At 73.1% G+C, this 20,507-nt stretch carries 24 protein-coding genes; 21 read left to right on the forward strand and 3 right to left on the reverse strand.

The annotated features are described in order from the left end of the window. Positions 1-59: 59 nt before the first annotated feature. Positions 60-587, reverse strand: coding sequence for a cytochrome b (locus QWY76_RS07330; RefSeq protein ID WP_290310464.1), 528 nt, complete (start codon positions 585-587; stop codon positions 60-62). Positions 588-925: 338 nt separating this feature from the next. After that, positions 926-1,462 (reverse strand): outer membrane beta-barrel protein, encoded by a 537-nt coding sequence (locus tag QWY76_RS07335; protein ID WP_290310465.1) that lies wholly within the window; start codon positions 1,460-1,462, stop codon positions 926-928. 184 nt (positions 1,463-1,646) lie between these two features. Here QWY76_RS07335 and QWY76_RS07340 point away from each other — a divergent pair, with 184 nt between their 5' ends. From QWY76_RS07340 to QWY76_RS07395, 12 genes are all read left to right on the forward strand, one after another. Beyond that, positions 1,647-2,306, forward strand: coding sequence for a hypothetical protein (locus QWY76_RS07340; RefSeq protein ID WP_290310466.1), 660 nt, complete (start codon positions 1,647-1,649; stop codon positions 2,304-2,306). A gap of 83 nt (positions 2,307-2,389) precedes the next feature. Continuing rightward, the gene (locus QWY76_RS07345; protein WP_290310467.1) at positions 2,390-2,539 is read left to right on the forward strand and encodes a hypothetical protein; all 150 of its coding nucleotides are present in this window, start codon (positions 2,390-2,392) and stop codon (positions 2,537-2,539) included. Continuing rightward, positions 2,539-3,273 carry a metal ABC transporter ATP-binding protein gene (locus QWY76_RS07350; protein ID WP_290310468.1) on the forward strand — a complete coding sequence of 245 codons (735 nt, stop codon included), beginning with the start codon at positions 2,539-2,541 and terminating at the stop codon, positions 3,271-3,273. Before QWY76_RS07345 ends, QWY76_RS07350 begins: the two co-directional genes overlap by 1 nt. Then, positions 3,257-4,147: a metal ABC transporter permease gene (locus QWY76_RS07355; protein WP_290310469.1), complete on the forward strand. Its 891-nt coding sequence runs from the start codon at positions 3,257-3,259 to the stop codon at positions 4,145-4,147. The genes QWY76_RS07350 and QWY76_RS07355 overlap by 17 nt, the downstream gene beginning before the upstream one ends. An 18-nt stretch (positions 4,148-4,165) precedes the next feature. Further along, positions 4,166-5,251 (forward strand): metal ABC transporter solute-binding protein, Zn/Mn family, encoded by a 1,086-nt coding sequence (locus QWY76_RS07360; RefSeq protein WP_290310470.1) that lies wholly within the window; start codon positions 4,166-4,168, stop codon positions 5,249-5,251. Between the two features lie 106 nt (positions 5,252-5,357). After that, complete coding sequence (locus QWY76_RS07365) at positions 5,358-5,666, forward strand: nucleotidyltransferase domain-containing protein (RefSeq protein ID WP_290310471.1); 309 nt, start codon at positions 5,358-5,360, stop codon at positions 5,664-5,666. Beyond that, on the forward strand, positions 5,663-6,190 hold the full coding sequence (locus QWY76_RS07370; protein ID WP_290310472.1) for a hypothetical protein: 528 nt from the start codon (positions 5,663-5,665) through the stop codon (positions 6,188-6,190). Before QWY76_RS07365 ends, QWY76_RS07370 begins: the two co-directional genes overlap by 4 nt. A gap of 50 nt (positions 6,191-6,240) precedes the next feature. After that, positions 6,241-6,906 carry an ABC transporter ATP-binding protein gene (locus tag QWY76_RS07375; protein WP_290310474.1) on the forward strand — a complete coding sequence of 222 codons (666 nt, stop codon included), beginning with the start codon at positions 6,241-6,243 and terminating at the stop codon, positions 6,904-6,906. Then, positions 6,903-9,401 carry an FtsX-like permease family protein gene (locus tag QWY76_RS07380; protein WP_290310475.1) on the forward strand — a complete coding sequence of 833 codons (2,499 nt, stop codon included), beginning with the start codon at positions 6,903-6,905 and terminating at the stop codon, positions 9,399-9,401. Before QWY76_RS07375 ends, QWY76_RS07380 begins: the two co-directional genes overlap by 4 nt. Further along, positions 9,398-10,564, forward strand: a complete 1,167-nt coding sequence (locus QWY76_RS07385; RefSeq protein WP_290310477.1) for a lipocalin-like domain-containing protein — start codon at positions 9,398-9,400, stop codon at positions 10,562-10,564. The genes QWY76_RS07380 and QWY76_RS07385 overlap by 4 nt, the downstream gene beginning before the upstream one ends. 17 nt (positions 10,565-10,581) lie before the next feature. Further along, positions 10,582-11,484 (forward strand): LysR family transcriptional regulator, encoded by a 903-nt coding sequence (locus QWY76_RS07390; protein ID WP_290310478.1) that lies wholly within the window; start codon positions 10,582-10,584, stop codon positions 11,482-11,484. A gap of 139 nt (positions 11,485-11,623) precedes the next feature. Beyond that, positions 11,624-12,046: a DoxX family protein gene (locus QWY76_RS07395; protein WP_290310479.1), complete on the forward strand. Its 423-nt coding sequence runs from the start codon at positions 11,624-11,626 to the stop codon at positions 12,044-12,046. 303 nt (positions 12,047-12,349) lie between these two features. On the opposite strand, the gene gloA is transcribed toward QWY76_RS07395, so the two are convergent. After that, positions 12,350-12,883: a lactoylglutathione lyase gene (gene gloA, locus QWY76_RS07400; RefSeq protein ID WP_290310480.1), complete on the reverse strand. Its 534-nt coding sequence runs from the start codon at positions 12,881-12,883 to the stop codon at positions 12,350-12,352. 252 nt (positions 12,884-13,135) lie between these two features. Between gloA and QWY76_RS07405 the strand changes: the two genes are divergently transcribed. From QWY76_RS07405 to QWY76_RS07445, 9 genes are all read left to right on the forward strand, one after another. Beyond that, entirely contained in the window at positions 13,136-13,480 is a 345-nt protein-coding gene (locus QWY76_RS07405) for a hypothetical protein (RefSeq protein ID WP_290310481.1), read from the forward strand. A gap of 63 nt (positions 13,481-13,543) precedes the next feature. After that, positions 13,544-14,032 (forward strand): C40 family peptidase, encoded by a 489-nt coding sequence (locus QWY76_RS07410; protein ID WP_290310482.1) that lies wholly within the window; start codon positions 13,544-13,546, stop codon positions 14,030-14,032. 140 nt (positions 14,033-14,172) lie between these two features. Next, the gene (locus QWY76_RS07415) at positions 14,173-14,808 is read left to right on the forward strand and encodes a thermostable hemolysin (RefSeq protein ID WP_290310483.1); all 636 of its coding nucleotides are present in this window, start codon (positions 14,173-14,175) and stop codon (positions 14,806-14,808) included. Further along, positions 14,792-16,243: an AMP-binding protein gene (locus QWY76_RS07420; RefSeq protein WP_290310484.1), complete on the forward strand. Its 1,452-nt coding sequence runs from the start codon at positions 14,792-14,794 to the stop codon at positions 16,241-16,243. Before QWY76_RS07415 ends, QWY76_RS07420 begins: the two co-directional genes overlap by 17 nt. Continuing rightward, positions 16,240-16,932: an iron-containing redox enzyme family protein gene (locus QWY76_RS07425; protein ID WP_290310485.1), complete on the forward strand. Its 693-nt coding sequence runs from the start codon at positions 16,240-16,242 to the stop codon at positions 16,930-16,932. Before QWY76_RS07420 ends, QWY76_RS07425 begins: the two co-directional genes overlap by 4 nt. Further along, positions 16,919-17,749 (forward strand): SDR family oxidoreductase, encoded by an 831-nt coding sequence (locus QWY76_RS07430; protein ID WP_290310487.1) that lies wholly within the window; start codon positions 16,919-16,921, stop codon positions 17,747-17,749. The genes QWY76_RS07425 and QWY76_RS07430 overlap by 14 nt, the downstream gene beginning before the upstream one ends. Continuing rightward, positions 17,746-18,393, forward strand: coding sequence for a tetratricopeptide repeat protein (locus QWY76_RS07435; RefSeq protein ID WP_290310488.1), 648 nt, complete (start codon positions 17,746-17,748; stop codon positions 18,391-18,393). The genes QWY76_RS07430 and QWY76_RS07435 overlap by 4 nt, the downstream gene beginning before the upstream one ends. Before the next feature lie 12 nt (positions 18,394-18,405). Beyond that, positions 18,406-19,086 carry a response regulator transcription factor gene (locus tag QWY76_RS07440; RefSeq protein ID WP_290310489.1) on the forward strand — a complete coding sequence of 227 codons (681 nt, stop codon included), beginning with the start codon at positions 18,406-18,408 and terminating at the stop codon, positions 19,084-19,086. Then, positions 19,083-20,459 (forward strand): ATP-binding protein, encoded by a 1,377-nt coding sequence (locus tag QWY76_RS07445; RefSeq protein WP_290310491.1) that lies wholly within the window; start codon positions 19,083-19,085, stop codon positions 20,457-20,459. The genes QWY76_RS07440 and QWY76_RS07445 overlap by 4 nt, the downstream gene beginning before the upstream one ends. Positions 20,460-20,507: the final 48 nt, after the last annotated feature.

The following is a 20,507-nucleotide window of genomic DNA, read 5'->3' on the forward strand; positions in this document are numbered from 1 at the left end:
TCGAGCCCGTCGAGGCGTGCCACTCCTCCGTCCAGGCCGACGCCGTCCCGCCGGCGAGATCAGCGTGCCGTCATCCGCCCCCGCACGTCCTGGCCGCCCATGCGGCGGTGCCACAGGACCATGCCGACGTGGCCGGCAATCAACGCCAACAGCGCCCACGCCAGCTCGCCATGCAGCAGGCCGCCCAGGGCGGTCATCCACTCCACTTCTTCCCCCTCGAAGCCCGGCATCAGCGGCACGCCGAAGGGCGCGAAGGCACGGCCGGAGCCGTATTGGCGCAGCAGCGCCAGCACCGGCACCCCGACCATCAAGGCATACAGCGCCAGGTGGCCGAGGGTCGCCGCGCGGTTCAGTGCCGAGGGACGCTGGGGTCGGTCGATCACGGCCCACAGGACCCGCACTACCACCAGCAGCATCAGCAGGGCCCCCAGCGGCATATGGGCTCCCCACACGGCCACCTCGAGGGCGGTGTCCGGAAACGCGAAGTGGACGCCGGCGGTCACGAACTGGAAGGCGAACAGGGCCGCCATGCCCCAGTGCAGCAGGCGGCTGATCCGGCCGTAGTGGGCGATGGGCGAGGCAGTCATGGTGGAGTCTCCCGATGCTAGAAGTGGGGAGCCCTCAGGGTACACATCGATTAGGCGGCTAACAGGATGTCCGCGTGCAAGGATCGTGCAACACGCCTCGCCGGTGGGTCGACGAGGGCGGCAACGGGATCTGGCTGGCCGGGCGCGGCCTTCGGGTCGCCTCGCCGGGCGCGTCTCGGAGCGGCCCGCTGAGGGCCGCTCGACGGGCCGAGGCGAAGGGGGTGGCCCGCAGCGCCTGCGCGCCGCGAGGGGCAGTGCGACGGGCAGCGGGGCAGGAGGCACCCCGGGGCCGGGGCGATGGTGGCGTGCCTCGCCCGCATGCCCCGGGAAGCCTGGCCTCAGAAGGTATACACCGCCCCGGCGGTGACCATGTCGAGGTTGCCGATCTCGTCGGTGTCGAGGCGCTCGTACTCCAGCCGACCGGTCAGCCCGAACAGCCCGAAGCTGGCCCCCACGCCATAGACGGGGTCGGTGCCGGAGCGGTCGCTGCCGGGGCCGCGCTGCTCGGCGTCCCAGTCGGCCATGCCGGCCTTGGCGTAGACGCCCATGGGGCCGAAACTCATCCCGGCCACGCCCTGGGCCTGGAGGCTCTCCACCTCGCGGGTCGCCGAGCGGCCGTTGACCTCGCCGTCCAGCTCGCCGCCGTTCACGTAGGCCAGCTCCACGCCCAGGTCGAGGAAGGGCAGCCAGCCGAAGTTGTAGCCGCCCATCAGCTTGCTGAGACCGGCCTCGTCGTCGAAGTCGCCGTCGCCGTGCATCTGCCCGACGCCGCCGCCGAGATAGAGGCCGGTGTCGCCGCCGGCCTGGGTGGTGCCGGCGGCCATGGCCAGGCCGCCGGCCAGCCCGGCGGCGATCAGGACCTTGAGGGGAATCATGCGAGACATCCTGGCGTTCCTCCCTGCGAGAAAATTGGGCGCTCAGTGTAGCGTGCCTCCAGCCGGGCCTACAGGCCCGCTGCCGCATGCCTAAGTCCACTTGTCTGGCCCCACGGCCAGCGGGGCGCCACCCCGCCACCGGCATGCTAGGATGCAGGGCGCCGCTTGCCCTGGAGACGCCGTCATGCCCCTGCCCGCCCTGCGCCATCTCGCCCTGTTGCTGCTCTGCCTGCCCACCCTGGCCCTGGCCCAGTCGCCGTCGACCGAATGGCAGGCCTACGAGGATGCCCTGTCCCGCGGCGCCCAACAGGCCGAACTGTGGCAGCTCGGCTGGACCGGCATCTATGCCGGCAGCCTGGCGTGGAACGCCTGGCAGGCCAGCGAGGCGAGCGACGACGCGGACCGCTTCGATGCCCGGGTGGGGGTGGTGAAGTCGACGCTCGCCCTGGGCGGCCTGTTCCTCGATCCCCAGCCGCACCCCGCGGCCCATCGGCGCCTGCAGCAGGGCGACGGCGACCTCGAGGGCGCCCGCCGCCTGCTGCGGGAGGTGGCCGAGGAGGAGCGCCGGCGGCGCAGCTGGCAGGCACGGCTGTCCTCGCTGGCGGTGAACGGCGTCGCCGGGCTGGTGATCGGCGTCGGCGACGACCGCCCCGAGGATGGCGCGATCAACTTCGCCACCGGCATGCTGGTCGGCGAGCTGCAGCTGCGCACCCAGCCGGGGCAGGCCATGGCGGCGGTGAACCGCTTCCAGCCCACCCGGCTGACGCTCGGCGAGCTGCGGCTGGAGGGCGAGTATGCCTGGCTGGTCAGCCCCGAGCGCCTGGGCGTCGTGCTGCGCTACTGAACCCGACGCCTAGGGTCGCGACAGTGGTCAGCGCCGATATTGTTATGTTATAACCTTCTCCGCATTTTCGGAGACCTTTCACCATGGCGCACCGCACTCACCGGCACCGCCCCGAGGGGCCGTGCCACTTCTCGTTGATGTCGCTGTCGGCGACCCGCCGGCTGCTGCTCGCGCTGGCCCCGCTGGTCGTGCTGTGGCTGGCGGTCGTCTGGGCCGCGGGGTGGGCAGGCTGATGGCCCGGCTGCAGCTTCACGACCTGCAACTGGCCCGGGGCGGCCAGACGGTCCTCGAGCACCTCGACGGCCGCTTCCAGGACGGCGCGGTCACCGCCCTGATCGGCGCCAACGGCGCCGGCAAGAGCACCCTGATCGCGGCGATCATGGGCATGCTGGCCCCGGTGGCCGGCCGCGTCGAATGCCGCGTGCCCCGCGAGCGCTGCGCCTGGCTGCCCCAGCAGCTGGCCCTCGACCTGACCTTCCCGATGAGCGTGGAGGAGCTGATCATGACCGGCACCTGGCCGAGCCATGGCGCCCTCAAGGGCTACTGCGCGGCCCACTACCGCAAGGGGCGGGACATCATGGCGCGGCTCGGCATCTCGCACCTGGCCCACCGCCAGCTCGGCGAGCTCTCCGGCGGCCAGCGCCAGCGCGCCCTGCTCGGCCGCACCCTGATGCAGGAGGCCGAGCTGCTGCTGCTCGACGAGCCCTTCGCCAACGTCGACGGCGAGACCGTCGAGGTGCTGATGGACGTGCTGCGCGACATGGCCCGCGGCGGCGCCACCATCCTGGTGGTGCTCCACGACATGGAACAGCTGGCGCGCCTGGCCGACGACGTGCTGCTGCTGGCCGGCGGCCACGGCCGCTGGGTCAGCCCCGAGGCGCTGCTCGACCACCACGCCGGCCAACTGCCCCGCGCCCCGCGCCTGCCCTTCGACTTTTCCGAGGCCTCCCATGCTGGCACTGCTTGACGCCTGGCTGTTCGCCCCCTTCGAGTACGGCTTCATGCGCCGCGCCGTGGTCGCCGGCCTGGCCCTGTCGCTGGCCGCCCCGCCGCTGGGCGTGTTCCTGATGCTGCGCGGCATGAGCCTGATCGGCGACGCCATGGCCCACGCCATCCTCCCCGGGGTGGCGCTGGGCTTCCTGTTTGCCGGCTTCTCGCTGCCGATCATGAGCCTCGGCGGCATCCTCTCGGGGCTGCTGGTGGCGGTGCTGGCCGGCAGCGTCTCGCAGATGACCGGCCACCGCGAGGACTCGGCGATGGCCAGCTTCTTCCTGATCTCGCTGGCCGCCGGGGTGATGCTGGTGTCGCTGGGCGGCAGCAGCGTCGACCTCACCCATGTGCTGTTCGGCTCGATCCTCGCCGTGGACACCACCGCCCTGGTGCTGATCGCCGGCATCGCCAGCCTGATCGTCATCGCCCTGGCGGGGATCTTCCGTGCCCTGGTGGTGGAGTGCCTGGACCCGCTGTTCCTGCGCGGCCAGGGGGTGCGCGGCGGCGTGGTGCACGGCGTCTTCCTCGGCCTGGTGGTGCTCAACCTGACCGCCGGCTTCCAGACCCTGGGCACCCTGATGGCGGTGGGCCTGATGATGCTGCCGGCCACCACCGCGCGCTTCTGGAGCCAGCGCCTCGAGGGCCTGATCGCCATCGCCATCGGCATCGCCCTGGTGGCCAGCACCGGCGGCCTGCTGCTGTCGTATCACCTCAGCCTGCCCTCGGGGCCGTCCATCATCCTGCTGGCCGGCGTGGCCTACGTGCTCTCCGCGCTGTTCGGCCGCCAGCACAGCCTCGCCGCCCGCTGGCGCCGCACCGCCCGGCCCCTGGACACCGCCTCTTCCCCCTGACGCCACGGAGACTCCACGATGTCATCGACCCGGCTCTCGCCCAGGGCAGCCGCCCTGCTCGCCGGCGCCTCGGCGCTGCTCGCCCTGTCCGCCAACGCCCCCGCCGCGGAGCGGGTCCAGGTCCTGGCCAGCTTCAGCATCCTCGCCGACATGGTCGAGCGGGTGGGCGGCGAGCATGTCGAGGTCACCGCCCTGGTGGGCCCCGACAGCGATGCCCACGTCTTCACCCCGCGCCCCACCGATGCCCGGGCCCTCGCCGAGGCCGACCTGGTGGTGTTCAACGGGCTGCAGTTCGAGGGCTGGATGGAACGGCTGACCGGGGCCAGCGACTACGCGGGGCCGACGGTGGTGGCCACCGACGGCATCGAGGCCGCCCTGGCGGCCGACGAGGACGCCCACGGCCATGACGACGGGGCTCACGACGCTCACGACACCGCCGACGAGGCCAATCAAGACGAGCACCACGACCATGACCACGGCGGCCGCGACCCCCATGCCTGGCAGGACCTGGGCCTCGGCCCGCTCTACGTCACCAACATCCGCGACGGGCTGATCAGTGCCGACCCGGATCACGCGGACGTCTACCGGGAGCGTGCCGCGCGCTACCTGGAGGAGATCGCCGCCATGGACGCCGAGATCCAGGCGCTGGTCGAGGCGCTGCCCGAGGACACCAGCGTGATCACCGGCCACGACTCCTTCGGCCACTTCGCCCGGGCCTACGGGGTGAGCTTCCTGTCGCCGGTGGGCCTGTCCAGCGAGGCCGAGCCCAGTGCCGCCAACATGGCGCGGCTGATCGACGTGATCCGCGAGCGCAACGTCCAGGCGCTGTTCCACGAGAACATGACCAGCCCGGCGATGATCGACCAGCTCGCCGAGGAGACCGACCTGCCGGTCGCCGGCACCCTCTATGCCGATGCCCTGGCCGCCGAGGGCGAGGCCAGCAGCTGGCTGGGCATGATGCGCCACAACGCCCGGCTGCTCCACGACGCCCTGGCCGATGCGGACGACGCCGGGGGCGAGCACGGTCATGGGGACGAGGCCGCCCACGAGCCGGCCGCTCACGAAGAGGCCTCCCACGACGAGGCGCATGACCACGACCACTGACGGCAGCGTGACAGCGTGACAACGGCGCCACCTTCGGGTGGCGTTATCCGTCGGTTCCGGGGCGATGCTAGACTCCTCATGAGTCTTTTACGCCCGATACATCATCATGCGCCTTAGCCACCAGCAGAGTGACCTCATCCTTGCCATCGCAAGCCAGCTCGTCGGTCGCGACGCGGAGGTCCGCCTGTTCGGCTCGCGCCTCGATGATGCGCGCCGAGGCGGTGACCTGGATCTGCTGCTGGTCTCCTCGACGCCGATCTCGCTGCTGGCGCGCGCCGAACTGAAACAGGCACTCGAGGAAGAACTGCAGCTGCCTGTGGATATCCTGACTTATACACAGGGAGATGAGCCGACCCCCTTCCAGGCCATCGCCCTGCATCAGGCCCGACCCATCCGGAACGAGGATGCCGCATGAGCCACGACATTCTCGACGAGCAGCAACGCCACCTGGCTCAGCTCCTGGAGGCCATTCAGCGTTGCGCCTGGTTCCTTCACGAGTCCCAGGCAAAGCTCTCCTGGCCGATCGAGGCCGAGTGGCTTGCGGCCCGCAAGAAGGATGTCGACCTGTTCGAGACACTGGCCGCCATCAATGAGCAATTCGCCAAGCTGCAGGACTCGCTTGCATCCGCCATGCGGCATAGCGCTCTGCTCGCGGGAGAACCCACCGACAGCTTCCTCAAGATTCTCGCCTTCTTCGAGAAGCAGGGCATCATCGACTCCACGTCCGACTGGCAACGCTGCCGAGCGATTCGCAACATGGCCGCGCATGAATACGCGACCAACTACGCGGAAATCGCGGAGCATTTCAATCTGCTACACGACCTCTCCGATGTGCTTTTGCAGGCTTCTCGGCGCCTGGTCACCTTGAGTACCGAACAGCTGGGGATTTCGCCCGCCAGCCAGGATTTCTCGGACGAGTTCGAACGTATCTTCGCCTGATTCGGCGGCAGTGCCACCAGCATCGGCTGTTTAACGCCAGGGAGGCCGCCATGCTCGAGTTTCGCCGGGTGCACAAGGCCTACGCCACGCCCCAGGGCCCGTTGCGGGTGCTGGCGGGCGTCGACCTGCGCCTGGCGGCGGGCGAGAGCCTGGCGCTGATGGGCGAGTCGGGCAGCGGCAAGTCGACCCTGCTGCACCTGGCCGCGGGCCTCGACCTGCCCGATCGCGGCGAGGTGCGCCTCGACGGCCGGGCGATCTCGTCGCTGGCCGAGCCGCAGCGGGCACGCCTGCGCCGGGAACGCCTGGGCCTGGTGTTCCAGCAGTTCCACCTGGTGCCGAGCCTCGACGTGCTCGACAACCTGCGCCTGCAGGCGCGCCTGGCCGGCCGCGAGTCGCCCGGCTGGACCGCGCGGCTGGTCGCGCGGCTGGGCCTCGCCGGGCGCGAGCGCCACTATCCCGAACAGCTCTCCGGCGGCCAGCAGCAGCGCCTGGCCATCGGCCGCGCCCTGGCGCCGCGCCCCGCCCTGCTGCTCGCCGACGAGCCCACCGGCAACCTGGACGAGACCACCGCCGGCGAGGTGCTGGCGCTGCTGCTGGAACTGGTGCGCGAGGCCGGCAGCGCCCTGCTGGTGGCGACCCACAGCCCCAGGGTCGCCGCCCCCCTGGATCGCCGCCTGCGGCTCTCCCACGGCCGCCTCGGGGAAGCGCCGCCATGAGCCCGCTCGGCGTGGCCCTGGCCACCCTGCTCTCCCACTACCGGCGCCACCCCGGCCAGCTGGCCATGCTGCTGCTCGGCCTGTGGGTGGCCGGCGCCCTGTGGAGCGGGGTGCAGGCCATCAACGCCTCGGCCCGGGACAGCTACGCCCGCGCCGAGGCGCTGTTCGACGCCGACTTCGACCGCCTGATCCCGGGCGACGGCCGGCCGCTCGACCGGCGGGACTTCGTGACCCTGCGCCGCGCCGGCCTGCCCGTCTCGCCGATCCTGGAGGGCGAGGTGGAGACGACGAGCGGCGAGCGCCTGACGCTGATCGGCATCGACCCGCTCACCCTGCCCGGCGACAGCGCCCTCGCCTCGCCGGGTGCCGAGGGCGGGCTCGCGGCCTTCCTCGTCCCGCCCTGGCGGACGCGCCTGGCCCCGGAGACCCTGGCCGCCCTGGGCCTGGCCCGCCGCGCGGCCCCCGGGGCCACCCCCGCCCTGGCCGGGGGGCAACGCCTGCCGCCGCTGGCGCCGACTCCGGCGCTGCCGCCGGCCACCCTGGTGATGGACATCGCCGCCGCGGCCGAGCTGCTGGAGCGCGGCGAGGGACTCTCGCGACTGGTGGTGCCCGCCGACGCCCTGACCACGGCCCCGCCGGGCTATCGCCTGGTTCGGGCCGAGCAGCGCCTGGCCCCGGGCGAGCTGACGGCGAGCTTCCACCTCAGCCTCACCGCCATGGCCCTGCTGGCACTGATCGTCGGGCTGTTCATCGTCCAGGCCGCGCTGGGCCTGGCCCTCGAGCAGCGCCTGGGCCTGCTGCGCACCCTGCGGGCGCTGGGCGTGCCGGGCCGCAGCCTGGTCGGGCTGCTGGCCGGGGAACTCGTGCTGCTGGGCCTCGCCGGGGCGCTGGCCGGCATCGTCAGCGGGGTCGGCCTGGCCGGCGCCCTGCTGCCCGACGTGGCGGCCACCCTGTCGAGCCTGTATGGCGCCGAGGTCGGCAATAGCCTGCGCCTGCCCTGGCACTACTGGCTCGGCGGGCTCGGCGTCGTCCTCGGCGGGCTGCTGCTGGCCGGCAGCGGCGTGCTGTGGCGCGCCGCCCGCCTGCCGGTGCTGGGGCTCGGCCAGGCCCAGGCCTGGCGGACGGGCTTCCAGCGCCAGCTTCGCTGGCAGACGCTGGCCGGGGCCGCCAGCGCCCTCACCGCCCTGGGCCTGTGGGCCTGGCTGGCCGCGCGACCGCCCGGCGAGGGCCTCGTCGTCGCCTTCGGCCTGGTGGGCGCGCTGCTGCTGGCCGGCGCCCTCTGGCTGCCGCCGCTGCTGGCCGCCGCCCTCGCCGGGCTGGGCCGGCGGATGCGTCACCGACCGCTGGTCCAGTGGGCGCTGGCCGACCTGCAGCTGCAGCTGCCGCGCCTGGCCCTGGCCATGATGGCCCTGCTGATCGCGCTGTCCGCCAACCTGGGGGTCGGCAGCATGGTCGGCGGCTTTCGCCTGACCTTCCTCGACTGGCTCGACCAGCGCCTGGTCGCCGACCTCTACCTGCGCCCCCCGCCGGCGCGCTTCGACGAGATCGATGCCTGGCTGGCCGAGCGCCCCGAGGTGGCCGAGCGGCTGGCCACCGCCGGCGGCGAGACGAGCCTGCTGGCGATCGGCGACGCCGAGACGCCCCGCCAGCCGGTCGCGCTGTTCGGCATCACCCCCGGCGACGCCGTGCGGCCCGGCTGGCCGCTCCAGGCCACCCTGGCCGGGCGCGAGGCGGCCTGGCGAGAGCTGGCCGGGGGCGCGGCCTTCGTCAACGAGCAGCTGGCCATCGCCCGGGGCATCGCCCCCGGGGACCGCCTCAGCCTGGCCGCGCCGGGCGGGGTCGAGCGGCTCCGCGTGGTCGCCGTCTATCCGGACTACGGCAACCCCCGGGGCGAGGTGCTGCTCGCCACGCCCCAGCTGCGCCGCCGCTTCCAGGCCCCTCCTGGCTCCCTGGGCATCGTGCTGGCCGACGGCGCGGCGGCCACGCCCCTGGCGTCCGCCCTGCGCACCCGCTTCGCTCTCGACGCGGCGGCGCTGCGCGACCAGCGCCAGGTCAAGCGGCTCGCCACCGGCATCTTCGAGCGCACCTTCGCCATCACCCGGGCCCTGAACGCCCTGACCCTGGGCGTGGCGGCCCTGGCGCTGCTGGCGACCCTGCTGGCCCAGGCCCGGGAGCGGCGCCGGCGGCTGGCCCCGCTGTGGGCGCTGGGCGTGCCCCGCGGCCGGCTGGTGCGGGTGCAGCTCGCCCAGCTCGGCGCGGCGGCCCTGGCCACGGGGCTGCTCGCCCTGCCGCTGGGCCTGGCCGTCAGCGCCTGCCTGGTCGACACCATCAACGTGGCCGCCTTCGGCTGGCGACTGCCGCTGCACGTCTTCCCCGGCGAGATGCTGCTGACCCTGGCGACCGCCCTGGGAGCCGCCCTGCTGGCGGCGGCCCTGCCGTCGCTGGCGCTGTGGCGCACGCCGCCTCGGGCGCTGCTCGCCGAGGAGGCACCATGAGGCGGTGGAGGCGACTGACAGCAGTGCTGGTGGCAGGGTGGCTGGCGACGGGGCTGCTGCTGGTCGGCTGCGAGCGGGAGCCCGCCGGGGAGCCCCGCGCCGGCTTCGCCGGGCTGGGCGCCGACGCCGGCGGCTTCACGCCGGTCACGCCCGAGACGAGCCTGCGCTTCCCCGAGGATCACGGCCCCCACCCCGGCAGCCGCCTTGAGTGGTGGTACCTCACCGCCAACCTGCGGGATGCCGAGGGGGCGCCGCTGGGCATCCAGTGGACCCTGTTCCGCCGGGCCCTGCGTCCGCCGACCGCGCCCGCCGCCGGGACCTGGGCCGCCGACCAGCTGTGGATGGCCCATATGGCGGTCTCCCGCGGCGCCGACCACCGGGTCGCCGAGCGCTTCGCCCGGGGCGCCGGCCCGGGGGACGCCGCCGAGGCGCGCCAGGCCGGGGTCACCACTGCCCCCTTCCGCGCCTGGCTCGACGACTGGCGCCTGGAGAGCCGGGGCGAGGCGGGCACCGGCGATGCCCTGGACCGCCTGGTGGTGAGCGCCGAGGCCGGCCGCGGCGAGGCCGCCTTCGGCTATCGGCTGACCCTCGATGCCGAGGGCCCGCTGGTGCGACACGGCGAGGGCGGCTTCAGCCAGAAGTCCGCCGATGGCCAGGGCTCTATGTATGTCAGCCAGCCCTTCTACCGGGTCGCCGGCGAGGTCATCCTCGACGGCGAGCGCCTGCCGGTCAGCGGCCGCGCCTGGCTCGACCGCGAATGGAGCAGCCAGCTGCTCGGGCCCGGGCAGACGGGCTGGGACTGGTTCTCGCTGCACCTGGCCGACGGCCACAAGCTGATGGCCTTCCGCCTCCGAGGGGGCGGCGAGGCGGGCGGTGACTACCTCTCCGGCACCTGGATCACCGCGGACGGCGAGACCCAGGCGCTGGACGGCGAGGCCCTGTCGCTGACGCCGCTGGCCACCCGGAGCGTCGCCGGCCGCGAGCTGCCCGTCCGCTGGCGGCTGACCCTGCCGGCGCAGGGACTCGACCTGGAGGTCAGCGCGCGGCACCCCGACCGCTGGATGGCCACCTCGGTCCCCTACTGGGAAGGCGCGGTCACGGCGCGCGACCGCCACGACGGGGCGGTGCGGGGCGAGGGCTACCTCGAGATGACCGGCTACTGAACACGAGGAATGCCATCATGAACCTGCTGGACGCCATGACCGCCTTCGTGCGGGTCGCCGAGCTCGGCAGCTACACCCGGGCCGCCGAGGCGCTGGACCTGTCGCGGACGCGGATCTCGCGACAGGTGATCGAACTCGAGGAGCACCTGGGCGTGCGCCTGCTGCAGCGCACCACCCGCCGGCTCCACCTCACCGAGGCCGGGGAACGCTACCTGGCTCGCGCCCAGGGCATCCTGCAGAGCCTGGAGGAGGCCGAGGCGGAGGTCGACAGCGGCGCCACCGAGATGCGCGGCCGGCTGCGCCTCAATGGCCCGATGAGCTTCGGCACCCGCCACCTCGCCCCGCTGGTGGCCCGCTTCATGGTCGAAAACCCCGCTCTGGAGGTGCGCCTCGACCTCAACGACCGCCGGGTGGACCTGCTGGAGGAGGGCTACGACCTGGCGATCCGCATCGGCAGCCTGCCCGACTCCAGCCTGGTGGCCCGCCGCCTGACCCGCTGCCGGCTGCTGCTGTGCGCCTCCCCCGGGTACCTCGCCGAGCACGGCACGCCGCACCGCCTGGCGGACCTGGCGCGCCACCGGTGCCTGCGCTACCGCACCGGCGGCGGCGGCGGGGACTGGCAGTTCGACGGGCGCGGCCTGGCCGTGCGCGGTCCCCTGGAGAGCAACAACGGCGATGTGCTGACCCACGCCGCCGAGGCCGGGCTCGGCATCGCCCAGCAGCCCAGCTTCCTGGTCACCGAGAGCATCGCCAGCGGTCGTCTGGTGCCCGTCCTCACCGAGCAGGCGCCGGTCACCCTGGACGTCCACGGCCTCTACCCCGCGCGCCGCCACCTGCCGGCCAAGGTCGAGCGCTTCCTGGTGCGACTGGCCGAGGCCTGGGGCGACCCGCCCTGCTGGGAGCGGGAGATGGGGCTGTGAAGGAAGGGCCTTTGCCGTCACTCGCGTTTGTAGCGAAAAGCGCAACAGTCATTTGCGAATGCCGCCGATTATCTCCGATCTTGTTTCGCCTAGAGTGATCCCATCACAACGCCAGACATCCCCGACGGAGATCATGACCATGACCACCCAAGCCATCCAGCCGGCCCCGCTCGACCGCCTCCAGCCCCAGGCCATCACCCTGCTGCGCCTCTCGCTGGGGGCCATGACCCTGGCCCATGGCCTGCTCAAGCTGTTCGTCTTCACCGTGCCCGGTACCGTCGGCTACTTCGAGTCCCTGGGGCTGCCGGGCGTCTTCGCCTACCTGACCATCCTGGCGGAAGTGGGCGGCGGCCTGGCCCTGCTGCTCGGCGTCTACACCCGCTGGATCAGCCTGGCCCTGATCCCGACGCTGCTCGGCGCCGCCTGGGTGCATGCCGGCAACGGCTGGGTGTTCTCGAGCGAAGGCGGCGGCTGGGAGTTCCCGGTGTTCTGGGCCATCGCCCTGCTGGTGCAGGCCGGCCTCGGCGGCGGACGGCTGATCCTGCATCCCCGCCTCGCCTGAGCCCCGGTTCGGCCGCCTCAACACGCCGCCCGCACGGGCGGCGTCACCGCTGCCCCGGAGCCCCCGACCATGTTACCCGGCCTGTTCATCGCCCACGGCTCGCCGATGCTGGCGCTGACCCGCCCCACGGCCCACGCCGTCCTGCGCGAGCTGGGCGAGACCCGCACGGGGTGCTGGCCATGGACAGCTATGCCTTGCATTGAACCCGCCGCGCCGACGCGCCGACGCGACGAGGCCGCCCCGAAGGGCGGCCTCGTCGCATCACGGATCGGTCGAGCCGGGGAGTCTCGGGCGTCGGGGACCTCAGTCCCCCTTGCCCACCATGCGGGCGGCCTCGATCACCTCGATCCAGTAGCCGTCGACGTCCTTGACGAAGACCACGTCCTTCATCTTGCCCTGGTCGGGTCGCTTGATGAACGTGACCTCGTTGGCATCGAACCAGGCCACGGCGGCCTCCAGGTTCGGCACCGAGAAGCAGATATGACCGAAGCCCTGGGGCTCGGCGTTGCCGTCGTGATAGGCGAAGTCGGCCTGGTCCTCGGTGCCCCAGTTGTGGGTCAGCTCCAGCAGGCCCCGCTGGCTGAAGGTCCAGACGGTGCGCTCGTCGGTATCCTCCGGCACCCGGTCCTCGTCGTCGAGCCGGGCCAGGAAGTACAGCGAGAACTGCATCTCCTCGAAGTCGAGGCGGCGCAGCACGCGCATGCCGAAGACCCGCGAGTAGAAGGCCAGTGCCGCCTGGGGGTCCTTCACCCTCAGCATGGTGTGATTGAGGCGGAAGCCGTCGCTATCACCGGTCGGCGTCTTCACGCCGGGATGCTGCTCACCCTTGAAACTCATGGGATCTCCTTGTCTGAGGACCTGAGACATTCTACAGGTATGGCGGTGATCGCCGAACTTTTCCACCCCGCTCGGCCGGGGCGCCGCCCCGTCATCTACAAGACCTGTACATGGATGACGGGCCCTGCAAGTGGGCGCGGCCCTGCCGCGCTCGCCGCTTGACGTGACCGACTCGCCCTCACGAAGGATTGGCGGGGCACCGCGGAGGATTCTACATTGGCTATACACGCCACGCCTTTCCAGGAGCTCTCCATGACCGCCATCGACATGTCCCTGGGCGATCACATCACCCTCAAGCAGCTGTCCCACGCCCTGTCCCATGGCCTGTCGCCGATCGTCGAAGTGGAGTCCATGGATGGCATCTATACCGTGCGTTTCCACCATGCCAACGGCATCTCCACGCTGTCCGACAAGGACGGGCGCACCTGCACCTTCCTCGGCACCGGCGAGATCCGCGATGTGCTGGGCGATCTGGGCCTGACCCATGGCGTGCTCACCTGGGCCGACCAGTGCGGGGACGAGATGATCGGCGTGCCGGGCCATGCCATGACCCCGGACGAGATGCTCGCCCACGGGACCCGCATCTCCTTCCGCTGATGGTCACGAGCCCGGCCCCGGCGCCCTCACCTGCGTAGCGGCAGGATGCACGGGAGACAGCGCATGCCGACCAACGTCCGCTGGCCCCGCCTCGGCTGCCATGCCGGCTGGCTGCTGATGCTGCTGGCCCTGGTCGGCTGCGCGGGCCACGACCTGGCGACCCGCGACGCGGCGCCGCTGAGCATGGACCGCGCCCTGATCCTGGCCGAGGCCCGCCAGACCCTGGGGACCCCCTACCGCTACGGCGGCACCTCGTCCCGCGGCCTCGACTGCTCGGGGCTGGTCCAGCGGGTCTATGCCCGCGCCGGCATCCGGGTGCCGCGCACCTCCCGTCGCCAGTACCAGCGCCTGCCGCGGATCGAACGGGCGAGACCCGGCGACCTGCTGTTCTTCGCCACCGCCGGGCGGGGCCAGGCCAGCCATGTGGGCATCTACCTGGGCGACGGCGAGATGCTCCATGCCCCCGGGCGCGGCCGGCGGGTGAGCATCACCTCGCTGTCACGGGACTACTGGCAGGAGCGCTTCCTGGGCGCCGCCGCCCCGGCCCCCTGAACGTGCCGCCCGGCGTCGACACCGGGCGCTGGCGGGCCTGCATCCTCGCCTGAGCGGGCGTCCCGGCGCCGGTGGCGCGCTTAAGCCTGCGTTAAGTTGCTTCCGCCATAGTATCGGGGAACCGTCCTGGAGACGCCCCGATGCGCGACCGCTCCTCCCCCGTCCCTCAGCAATCGCCCCTGGCGTGGCGCGAGGCTCGCCACTGGTCCGAGCGGCGACGCCTGGAGGGCTTGATCCGCCAGTGCTTCGCCGCCCAGCACGAAGCCCGCATCCACCACTTCCTGCCGCGGCTGTTCGGCCTCTGGCAGACCGGCCAGCCGCTGGCGGCGGTGGGCCTCAAGCGGGCCGACGCCGGCCCCCTGTTCCAGGAGTGCTACCTGGAGGTACCCGCGGAACAGCGCCTGGGCGAGGCCGTGGGACGCGCCATCGCCCGCGACGGCCTGGCCGAGATCGGTAACCTGGCCAGCCGACGGCATGGCCTGCAGCGCCGCCTCTTCCTGCACCTGATCGACCAGCTGGCCGGCGAGGGACTGGAGTGGGTGGTGTTCACCGCGCTGCCGACGGTGGCCAGCGGCATCCGCCGGCTGGGCATCGACCTGCTGGCGCTGCAGCCCGCCGACCCGGCGCGACTCGGCGACGGCCGTGCCGCCTGGGGACGCTACTACGAGCATGCCCCCTGGGTGATGGCCGGTGACCTCCAGCTCGCCCGACAGCGCCTGCGGGCGGCCGGCCTGCTGCCCGTGCCCCAGGAGATGGTCCATGAGCGCCTGGCGTGAGGCCTTCCTCGCCCGCCTGGCCCGCCATGCCGAGCGACGGCCCGAGACCACGGCGCTGCGCGCCGGCCGCCGTCGGTTGCGCTATGGCGACCTCGCGGCCGAGATGACGCGACGCCGGCGGCGGCTGGACGCGGCCGGCGCCCGCCGCGTCGGCCTGGCCCTGGACAACGGCCTCGACTGGGCCCTCTGGGACCTGGCGCTGCTCGCCGGGGAGCGGGTGGCGGTCCCGGTGCCGGCCTTCTTCAGCGCCGCCCAGCGCCGTCATCTCGTCGAGGCCGCGGGTCTCGACGCCTGGATCGGCCCCGGCGGCGACGCCCTGGGCTTCGCACCGGACGGGGACCCCGACATCGCCACCCGCTCGCTGACCGTCCCGCCGCCCCTGCACCCCGGCACCACCCGCATCACCTTCACCTCCGGCACCAGCGCCGCCCCCAAGGGGGTATGCCTCGACGCGGCGGCCCCGCTGAGGGTGGCGACCAGCCTGGCCGAGGTGGTCGCCCCCCTGGCCATCGCCCGCCACCTGGCCATGCTGCCCCTGGCCACCCTGCTCGAGAACATCGGCGGGCTCTACCTGCCCCTGCTGCTGGGTGCCGAGATCGGCCTGCCCCCGGTGGCGAGCGTGGGCTGGCAGGGCGCCAGCGGCTTCGCTCCCGGGGCGGCCCTGGCGACGATCGACGCCTATCGGCCCCACAGCCTGATCCTGGTGCCCCAGCAACTCCAGGCCCTGGTCGAGGCCACGCCCCGGGCGCCGGCGGGACTGCGCCTGGTCGCCGTGGGCGGGGCCCGGGTCGCCGAGCCCCTGCTCGAGCGGGCGCTGGCCAGCGGCTGGCCGGTGGCCGAGGGCTACGGGCTCTCGGAGTGCGCCTCGGTGGTCTGCCTCAACCGCCCCGGGGAACCGCAGCGCGGCGTGGGCCCGCCGCTGCCCCATGCCCGGGTGCGCCTCGACGCCGACGGCCAGGTGCTGGTCCACGGCGCCACCATGCTCGGCTACCTGGGCGAGCCCCCCGCCGCGGCCTGGCACGCCACCGGCGACCTCGGCCGCTGGGACGGCGATGCCCTGCGGCTGGCGGGGCGCCGACGGGAGGTCTTCATCACCGCCTTCGGGCGCAACGTCGACCCCCAGTGGGTAGAGGGCGTGCTCTGCACCCGCCCGAGCATCGCCCAGGCCCTGGTCCACGGCGAGGCCCTGTCCGCCAACCGGGCGCTGATCGTGCCCGCCGACCCGGCCCTCGATGACGCCCGGATCACCGCGGACATCGCCGCCGCCAATGCCGGCCTGCCCGACTATGCCCGCGTCCGGGCGTGGCGCCGCTGCCCCCCCTTCACCCCGGCCAACGACCAGCTGACGGCCAATGGCCGCCTGCGCCGCGAGGCCATCCTGGCCACCCACGGCGCCTGGCTGGGCGCCGGCTATCCGCAAGGAGCAAGCCCATGAGTGCCTACCGACGCCTCCAGGATGCCACCCGCGCCGAGCGCGAGTGGCTGCTGGCCACCCCCCTGCTGACCCGTGCCGTCGACGGCGAGGTCGGCCGGGACGAGTACCTGGCCTTCCTCGGCCAGGCCTATCACCACGTGCGCTTCACGGTGCCGCTGATGATGGCCTGCGGCGCCCGCCTGCCGGACCGCCTGGCCTGGCTGCGCGACGCCATGGTGGCGTACATCGACGAGGAGCACGGCCACGAGCGCTGGATCCTCGACGACATCCGCGCCGCCGGCGGCGACCCCGAGGCGGCGGCCGCGGCGCCCGCCGACCCGGCCACGGCGCTGATGGTGGCCTACGTGCGCGACCGCATCGCCCACGACAACCCGGTGGGCTTCCTCGGCATGGTCCAGGTGCTGGAGGGCACCAGCACGGCGGTCGCCACCCGCGCCGCGCAGAGCCTGCAGGAGAGCCTCGGCCTGCCGGACGACGCCGTTCGCTACCTGAGCTCCCACGGCAGCCTGGATATCGGCCACCTGGCCTTCTTCGAGGGGCTGATCGAGCGGCTCGACGAGGCGGACCTGCCGGCGGTGATCGACACCGCGCGCATGGTCTATCGCCTGTATGGCACCATGTTCCGGGGCGTCACCGCCCGCAGCAGGGGCGGCGATGCCCCCCGGGAGCTCGCCGATGCCCTGGCCTGACCGCGACCGCCTGGCGGGCGGCTGGCCCGCCCAGCGGGTACTGCTCACCGGGGCCAGCGGCGGCATCGGCCGGGCACTGGTGGCGGAGCTCGCCGAGGCCGGCGCCCATCTGCTGATCAGCGGGCGCAACGCCGAGATCCTGGAGGCCCTGCGCCGCCACCACCCGCAACGGGTCTCGGCCCTGCCCGCCGACCTGACCCTCGCCGAGGATCGCCGGCGCCTGGTCGCCGCGGCCCGGGAGGCGGACTGCAACATGCTGCTCAATGCCGCCGGCATCAACCGCGCCGAGCTGTTCGAGGACGGCGACGACGACGCCATCGCGCAGCTGGTGACCACCAACCTGACCGCCACCCTGCAGCTGACCCGCGCCCTGCTGCCGCAGCTGCGCACGGCGGAGCACGGGCGCCTGGTCAACCTGGGCTCGGCCTTCGGCCAGATCGGCTACCCGGGCCAGGCCGCCTATTGCGCCACCAAGTTCGCCCTGCACGGCTTCAGCCAGGCCCTGCGCCGCGAAGTCGCGGACACCTCGCTGCGGGTGCTGTACATCGCCCCCCGGGCCACGTGCACCGCCATGAACGCCCCGGCGGTGGAGGCCATGAACCGCGAACTCGGCAACGCCATGGACAGCCCCGAGCGGGTCGCCCGACAGGTGCGCCGCGCCATCGAACGCGGCCGCAAGGAGACCCGGCTGGGCGGGCCGGAGCGCCTGTTCGCCCGGCTCAACGCCGTGTTGCCGGGGCTCGTCGACCGCGCCCTGCGACGTCAGCTGCCCACCATCCGCCGCTTCGTCGGCGCCTCGCGAGGAGACACGCCATGACACGCCGCCTCATCCCCCTGCTGCTCGCCGCCCTGGCCTGGCTGGCGACGCTGCCCGCCCTGGCCATGGACGCCGAGGTGGCAACGACCGTGCAGCGGCTGCAGGGCCGCTGGGCCGAGATCCGCTACACCCTGCCGGCCGACCGACAGGCGGCCGCCTATGCCAGCCTGGCGAAGGAGGCCGAGCGGGCACTGGACGCCCACCCCGATGCCGCCGAGCTGCACGCCTGGGCCGGCATCGTGCGCTCCACCCAGGCCGGTGCCAGCGGCGGCCTGGCCGCCCTGAGCCTGGTCAAGCAGGCCAGGGCCGAGCTGGAGGCTTCCCTGGCACTGGACCCGCTGGCCCTGGACGGGGCCGCCTACACCAGCCTCGGCGCCCTGTACTACCAGGTCCCGGGCTGGCCGCTGTCCTTCGGCGACGACGACCGCGCCGAGCACTACCTGCGCCTTGGGCTGGCCGCGAACCCCGAGGGACTCGACAGCCTCTACTTCTGGGGCGACTATCTGCACGAGCAGGGGCGTGACGCGCTGGCGCGGCAAGCCCTGCGGCATGCCCTGGACGCGCCGCCCCGCCCGGGGCGCGAGCGCGCCGATGCGGGCCGCCGCGAGGAGATCCGCCGCCTGCTCGCCGAGCTCGATCACTGACAAGGACCGCTCATGCGCATATTGCTGGTGGAGGACGACCCCAGCCTGGCGTCGGGCATTCGCCTGGCGCTGAAACCCGAGCACTACACCGTCGACATCCTCGACGATGGCCAGGCGGCGCTAGCCACCCTGAGGGGCAACGAGCCCTTCGATGCCGTCATCCTCGACCTGGGCCTGCCGCGGCTGGACGGCATCGCGGTGCTCGAGCGCCTGCGCCGCGCCGGCAACCGGGTCCCGGTGCTGGTGCTGACCGCCCGGGACGGCATCGACGACCGCATCCAGGGACTGGATTCCGGCGCCGACGACTACCTGACCAAGCCCTTCGAGGTCGCCGAGCTCAAGGCGCGGCTGCGCGCCCTGCTGCGCCGCAGCCAGGGACATGCCAGCAGCGTGATCCGCTTCCGGGACATCGAGCTCGACCCCGGCACCCGCCGGGTCAGCTTCCGGGGCGAGCCGGTGCAGCTCTCGCGTCGCGAGTTCACCCTGCTGCAGGAGTTCCTCAGCCACCCGGGGCGGGTGTTCACCCGGGATACCCTGACCCGGCTGGTCTATGGCTGGGACGAGGACGTCGAGAGCAACGCCATCGAGGTCCACGTGCACCACCTGCGCCGCAAGCTCGCCCCCGAGATGATCCGCACCCTGCGCGGCATCGGCTACGTGATGGACAAGCCGCCACAGGACGGCGGCGCATGAGCTCGATCCGCCGCCGCACCCTGGGGATCGTGCTGCTGGTGTTCGGGCTCAGCATGCTGGTGATCGGCGTCACCAGCTACCGGGATGCCGCCCACGAGGTCGAGGAGCTGTTCGATGCCCGGCTGACCCAGAACGCCCGTCTCCTCGAGGGCCTGATGCGCGCCCCGCTGCCCGACGAGCGCCGCGACGCCCTGCTGGAAAGCCTCGAGAGCGCCCTGCAACGGGCCGACCAGGCCGACAAGCGCATCGCCGGCCATCGCTACGAGAGCAAGCTGACCTTCCAGGTCTGGCGGGGGGACAGCCTGCTGCTGCGCTCGGCCAGTGCCCCGGCGAGGCCCTTCACCCCGCTGCGTGACGGCTACGAGGACGTGCAGCTGGATAACCATGCCTGGCGGGTCTATGCCCTGAGCGGCCCCGATGACGGCCTGCGGGTGCTGGTCGGCGAGCGGGAAGACGTGCGCGGCGAACTGGTGCGGCTCATCGCGCTGCGCACCCTCACCCCGGACCTGGTCGGTCTCCCGGTGCTGGCGCTGCTGCTGTGGTGGGCCATCGGCTGGGGGCTGCGCCCGCTGTCGCGCATGGCCGACCATATCCGCAGCCGCGATCCCCAGAACCTGCGCCCCCTGCCCGCCTCGCCGCTGCCCCGGGAACTCGCCACCATCGCCGGCGCCCTGAACCGGCTGCTCGAGCGGATCCGCGACCTGCGCACCCGGGAGAAGCGGTTCATCGCCGATGCCGCCCACGAGCTGCGCACCCCGCTGGCGGTGCTGGACCTGCACGCCCAGAACGCCCTGGCCACCGCGGACCCGGACGATCGCCGCGAGGCGCTGACCCAGTTGCGCGACGGGGTCGCCCGGGCCACCCGACTGGTCACCCAGCTGCTGACCCTGGCCCGCCTGGACCCCGAGCAGGAGGCCGACGCCGCCGGCCAGCTGGTCGACCTGCTCCACGACACCCGCGAGGCCCTGGCCGAGCTGATGCCGCTGGCCGCCGATCGCGACCAGGACATCCGGCTCGACGCCGACGAGGACAGCGACTGGTCGCTGACCGCCGAGCCCGGCGCCATCGCCACCCTGGTGCAGAACCTGGTCGGCAACGCCCTGCAGCATTCGCCGCCGGGCGCCCGGGTACGGGTCACGCTGACGGCCTCGCCGCATCTGCTCGGCCTGAGTGTCGATGACCAGGGCACCGGCATCCCCCCGGCCCGGCGCGCCCAGGCCCTCGAGCGCTTCCACCGCGCCGGCCCGGGCGCCGGGGCCGGCCTCGGCCTGTCCATCGTCGACCGCCTCGTGCAGCGCCATGGGGGCCAGCTGGTTCTGGACGAGGCCCCGGGTGGCGGGCTGCGCGTCGTCGCCCGGCTGCCCCGGTGCTGACCGCCTGGTGTCACAGTTGTTATCGAAATGTCACCTTTGTTTAAGCCC

The organism is Halomonas maura, from assembly GCF_030409305.1.
In the GTDB taxonomy this organism is placed as follows: domain Bacteria; phylum Pseudomonadota; class Gammaproteobacteria; order Pseudomonadales; family Halomonadaceae; genus Halomonas; species Halomonas maura.

Excerpts from the sequence above, each read along its gene's own strand:
- QWY76_RS07330 (WP_290310464.1), bottom strand. The coding sequence starts at position 587 with ATGACTGCCTCGCCCATCGCCCACTACGGCCGGATCAGCCGCCTGCTG.
- QWY76_RS07335 (WP_290310465.1), bottom strand. The coding sequence starts at position 1,462 with ATGATTCCCCTCAAGGTCCTGATCGCCGCCGGGCTGGCCGGCGGCCTG.
- QWY76_RS07340 (WP_290310466.1), top strand. The coding sequence starts at position 1,647 with ATGCCCCTGCCCGCCCTGCGCCATCTCGCCCTGTTGCTGCTCTGCCTG.
- QWY76_RS07345 (WP_290310467.1), top strand. The coding sequence starts at position 2,390 with ATGGCGCACCGCACTCACCGGCACCGCCCCGAGGGGCCGTGCCACTTC.
- QWY76_RS07350 (WP_290310468.1), top strand. The coding sequence starts at position 2,539 with ATGGCCCGGCTGCAGCTTCACGACCTGCAACTGGCCCGGGGCGGCCAG.
- QWY76_RS07355 (WP_290310469.1), top strand. The coding sequence starts at position 3,257 with ATGCTGGCACTGCTTGACGCCTGGCTGTTCGCCCCCTTCGAGTACGGC.
- QWY76_RS07360 (WP_290310470.1), top strand. The coding sequence starts at position 4,166 with ATGTCATCGACCCGGCTCTCGCCCAGGGCAGCCGCCCTGCTCGCCGGC.
- QWY76_RS07365 (WP_290310471.1), top strand. The coding sequence starts at position 5,358 with ATGCGCCTTAGCCACCAGCAGAGTGACCTCATCCTTGCCATCGCAAGC.
- QWY76_RS07370 (WP_290310472.1), top strand. The coding sequence starts at position 5,663 with ATGAGCCACGACATTCTCGACGAGCAGCAACGCCACCTGGCTCAGCTC.
- QWY76_RS07375 (WP_290310474.1), top strand. The coding sequence starts at position 6,241 with ATGCTCGAGTTTCGCCGGGTGCACAAGGCCTACGCCACGCCCCAGGGC.
- QWY76_RS07380 (WP_290310475.1), top strand. The coding sequence starts at position 6,903 with ATGAGCCCGCTCGGCGTGGCCCTGGCCACCCTGCTCTCCCACTACCGG.
- QWY76_RS07385 (WP_290310477.1), top strand. The coding sequence starts at position 9,398 with ATGAGGCGGTGGAGGCGACTGACAGCAGTGCTGGTGGCAGGGTGGCTG.
- QWY76_RS07390 (WP_290310478.1), top strand. The coding sequence starts at position 10,582 with ATGAACCTGCTGGACGCCATGACCGCCTTCGTGCGGGTCGCCGAGCTC.
- QWY76_RS07395 (WP_290310479.1), top strand. The coding sequence starts at position 11,624 with ATGACCACCCAAGCCATCCAGCCGGCCCCGCTCGACCGCCTCCAGCCC.
- gloA (WP_290310480.1), bottom strand. The coding sequence starts at position 12,883 with ATGAGTTTCAAGGGTGAGCAGCATCCCGGCGTGAAGACGCCGACCGGT.
- QWY76_RS07405 (WP_290310481.1), top strand. The coding sequence starts at position 13,136 with ATGACCGCCATCGACATGTCCCTGGGCGATCACATCACCCTCAAGCAG.
- QWY76_RS07410 (WP_290310482.1), top strand. The coding sequence starts at position 13,544 with ATGCCGACCAACGTCCGCTGGCCCCGCCTCGGCTGCCATGCCGGCTGG.
- QWY76_RS07415 (WP_290310483.1), top strand. The coding sequence starts at position 14,173 with ATGCGCGACCGCTCCTCCCCCGTCCCTCAGCAATCGCCCCTGGCGTGG.
- QWY76_RS07420 (WP_290310484.1), top strand. The coding sequence starts at position 14,792 with ATGAGCGCCTGGCGTGAGGCCTTCCTCGCCCGCCTGGCCCGCCATGCC.
- QWY76_RS07425 (WP_290310485.1), top strand. The coding sequence starts at position 16,240 with ATGAGTGCCTACCGACGCCTCCAGGATGCCACCCGCGCCGAGCGCGAG.
- QWY76_RS07430 (WP_290310487.1), top strand. The coding sequence starts at position 16,919 with ATGCCCTGGCCTGACCGCGACCGCCTGGCGGGCGGCTGGCCCGCCCAG.
- QWY76_RS07435 (WP_290310488.1), top strand. The coding sequence starts at position 17,746 with ATGACACGCCGCCTCATCCCCCTGCTGCTCGCCGCCCTGGCCTGGCTG.
- QWY76_RS07440 (WP_290310489.1), top strand. The coding sequence starts at position 18,406 with ATGCGCATATTGCTGGTGGAGGACGACCCCAGCCTGGCGTCGGGCATT.
- QWY76_RS07445 (WP_290310491.1), top strand. The coding sequence starts at position 19,083 with ATGAGCTCGATCCGCCGCCGCACCCTGGGGATCGTGCTGCTGGTGTTC.